The sequence below is a fragment of the Streptomyces sp. NPDC001787 genome (genome assembly GCF_040297465.1).
Taxonomy (GTDB): domain Bacteria; phylum Actinomycetota; class Actinomycetes; order Streptomycetales; family Streptomycetaceae; genus Streptomyces.
Map to the genome: position 1 here is coordinate 1 of NZ_JBEOZE010000068.1, position 3216 is coordinate 3216.

General features: G+C 70.6%; 4 protein-coding genes and 1 pseudogene. 4 read left to right on the plus strand and 1 reads right to left on the minus strand.

Annotated elements, in window-relative coordinates; translation table 11 throughout:
* Window positions 1-154: pseudogene (locus ABT170_RS40545) on the plus strand (DNA primase); the annotation flags it as partial.
* Window positions 151-552: a DUF6009 family protein gene (locus ABT170_RS40550; protein ID WP_351876283.1), complete on the plus strand. Its 402-nt coding sequence runs from the start codon at window positions 151-153 to the stop codon at window positions 550-552. The pseudogene ABT170_RS40545 and the gene ABT170_RS40550, both read left to right, overlap by 4 nt.
* A 95-nt stretch (window positions 553-647) precedes the next feature.
* On the opposite strand, the gene ABT170_RS40555 is transcribed toward ABT170_RS40550, so the two are convergent.
* Complete coding sequence (locus ABT170_RS40555) at window positions 648-1226, minus strand: carboxymuconolactone decarboxylase family protein (RefSeq protein ID WP_351876286.1); 579 nt, start codon at window positions 1224-1226, stop codon at window positions 648-650.
* Window positions 1227-1431: 205 nt separating this feature from the next.
* Between ABT170_RS40555 and ABT170_RS40560 the strand changes: the two genes are divergently transcribed.
* On the plus strand, window positions 1432-2391 hold the full coding sequence (locus tag ABT170_RS40560) for a hypothetical protein (protein WP_351876289.1): 960 nt from the start codon (window positions 1432-1434) through the stop codon (window positions 2389-2391).
* Between the two features lie 130 nt (window positions 2392-2521).
* Window positions 2522-2923: a DUF6009 family protein gene (locus tag ABT170_RS40565; RefSeq protein ID WP_329940151.1), complete on the plus strand. Its 402-nt coding sequence runs from the start codon at window positions 2522-2524 to the stop codon at window positions 2921-2923.
* The last annotated feature ends 293 nt before the right edge of the window (window positions 2924-3216 follow it).

Sequence of the window (3216 nt, forward strand, 5' to 3'; positions counted from 1 at the left end):
TCAGAATGAAGGGGTCACCGCGGTCTCCTCAAGAGCCTTCGCCGCTCGCGTGCGAGAGCTGGCGGGACTCTCTTCGCCGAAGGAGATGATCCTGTCGAACCAGCGCAAGTACTACCCGGGCGTGGGTCTGCTCGTCGAGGAGGAGTCAGGATGAGTGCTCTCATCGGGGAGGACGAGATTCGCGACGAGTCGGAGCTGGTCTGGCTGGAGGACGTGTCCTTGCTGGACTACGTACGCCAGAGTCTGGACCGGCTGCCCACACGTCGCGGGCGTCCCGCCTACCACCGCGACGGTCGCATGGTCGGCTACGCCGTACTCGGTCCCCAGGCCAAGGCCTCGCGGTCGTCGGGCACCTTCCGCCGCCGGGTGTTCTGGCTGCTGCCGCACGACCGCGACACCGACCCCGAGGGCCTGTACGCCACCGGGGCGCCCGCCGAAGCCGTGGACCCGGGCACCCTCACCGTCTGCACCAAGGGCTACAAGACGGAGCGCTCCGAGGGCGGACCGCCCTCCAGCGCCATGCGCGAACTGGGCATAACGCTCCCGCTGTGAGGAGTGCTCCCCGCGCGGGAGCGGGGGAGGGCCGCCCCGCGGGCGGAGCGGCCCGGTGGTGACGAACCCGGTGGCACAGGTCCGGGCGGTGAGGATCAGATGGCCACGGTCTCGTGGTCCGGGGCACGGTCCGGTACGCCGGACGTGCCGTAGCCCTGTCCGACGATGCGGTGGGCCGCCTCCTCGTAGTAGCTGTCCTCGGCCGGGATATCGGTGGCCAGGCAGCTGACGTAGCGGTTGTACATGCAGAAGGCGGCGGCGATCAGAACGGTGTCGTGGATGTCGGTGTCCTCGGCGCCCTCCGCGCGGGCGGCCGCCACCGCCTCGTCCGAGACCGGCCGCGCCGCGGCCTGTACCTCGGCCGCGACCCGCAGCAGGGCGCGCAGCCTGGGGGTGACCGGTGCGCTGTCCGGGCCGGCGAAGACCGCCGTGACCGTCTCCTGGCCCCCGTCGAGCTGAGCCGCGGCCGCGGCGCCGTGCGTCCCGGCGCAGAAGGGCGTGCTGTTCAGATGGGAGACGTACGCCGCGATCAGCTCGCGCTCCCCGGCGTCGAGCGAGGCGGGCTCCCTCAGCAGGACGTTGGCGAGGTGGTTGAGCGGAGCCGCGGTGTCGGGGCGGTGGGCCATCAGACCGCGGATGCCGGGCATGTCATTGGTGATCGTTATGTGCGGCACGGGTACGTCCTTGTGAGTCGCGCGGGCGGAAGACCCCTATGGGTCCTGGACGGGGCATCCATGCCCAACTCCCCGGCTGCCGAACGCGGATGACGGGGGAGAGTGACCCGACACCGCGGCGTCCGGGCCCGCATCCTCGAAGTGGGAACGCGGCGCCGGCCCTTCTATGCTGTCACCGGTCCGACAGCCGACAAGGAGCTCTGTTGTGGCACGTATCGCTGACATACCGGTTCGTGAACGCGGAGACCTCACAGGGGAGAACGCGGTCCGACGACGCGGACTCCTGCTGATCCTCAGCACGCTCGCCGGATTCCTTCTGACGGTGATCTGGTCCGCCGAGTTCGTCGACAAGACCGTCGGCGGGAACATCGCCAGGTCGATCCTCGGGCACGACCCGGAGACCTCCCCGCTGGCCTCGGTCGCCGCCGGGATCGCGTTCGCCTTCACCTCCGGGCTCGCCGGTACGTTCACCGCGTGCAACATCGCCGTGTTCGGTACGGTCGCGCCGATGCTGGGCACCGTCGACAGCCGTGCGGGCCGGGCCGTCCAGGCGCTCAGGCCGCTCGGCTGGCTGTTCCTGGGCATGGCCGCGGTCTCGGCGGTGTACGGCGCGGTGGTCGGTCTGGTGGGTACGTCTATGCCCCAGTTCTCCGAGGCGCAGGCCGCGCCCGGGGTGCTGTCGGGGCGCTCGGTGCAGTCGATGGTCACCTTCGGGATCATCGGACTGGCGATGCTCTACATGGGGCTCAGCTCGCTGGGGTACACCCGCGATCCGTTCGCGAAGGTGGCCCGCCGCTTTCCCCACGCCCAGTCGGTGTTCATGGGTGTGCTGGTCGGCGGCTTCCTCGTCGGGCGGCCGTATCCGCTCTTCCGCCAGCTTTTCCGCGACGCGGCCGAGAGCGGCAACCCGCTCTACGGGGCCGCGGCCTTCGTGCTCCAGTCGGTCGGCAACGTGGTGATCATCGCGGTGCTCTTCTTCCTGATGGCGTACTTCGCCGGGGGACGGCTGTCCGCCTGGATGACGGCCAGTCCGGGCCGGATGGCCGCCGTGACGGCGGTGACCCTGATCGTGGCGGGGGTCTTCACCTTCCTCTACTGGGACGTCAGGATGCTCGCGCGCCGGGAGATCATCCCCTGGTATCCGATCGCACCGTGGGCGGCCTGACCGGGGGAGACCCGGACCGGCAGGTGCCGCGCCGCCCCCGTGCGGGTGAGCTATGTGGCGGCAGGCTGCCCCTCGCCGCGCCCCGGTGTCAGAATGAGGGGGTAGGTCTGCTCGTCGAGGAGGAGGCAGAGTGAGTGCTCTGATCGACGAGGACGAGATTCGCGACGAGTCGGAGCTGGTCTGGCTGGAGGACGTGTCCTTGCTGGACTACGTACGCCAGAGTCTGGACCGGCTGCCCACCCGGCGCGGGCGTCCCGCCTACCACCGCGACGGTCGCATGGTCGGCTACGCCGTACTGGGCCCCGGGGCCAGGGCCTCGCGGTCGTCGGGCACCTTCCGCCGCCGGGTGTTCTGGCTGCTGCCGCACGACCGCGACACCGACCCCGAGGGCCTGTACGCCACCGGCGCCCCCTCCGAGTCGGTCGACCCCCGGACTCTGGCCGAGGGGACCAAGGGCTACAAGACGGAGCGCTCCGAGGGCGGACCGCCCTCCAGCGCCATGCGCGAACTGGGCATCACACGGCGGCAGTAGCCGCTCCGGACCGGTCCGTGAATTATCACGCCGTGATAATCCGGGGCGGGTTCGGATTATCACGGCGTGATAATCCGGCCCGGGAGCGGGGGAGCGGGGGAGCGGGGGAGCGGGGGAGCCGGTGGGGTCACCCCCGCTCCGGCGGTTCCTCATGCTCGGCCAGGAGTCCGATGCCGGGGTAGTACTTGCGCTGGTTCGACAGCAGCATCACGCGGTGATCGGCGAGGCCGATCGACTCGCGGACCCGGACGGCGAACGCCCGTGACGAGACAGGGCTCGTGTCCTCCTGTGCG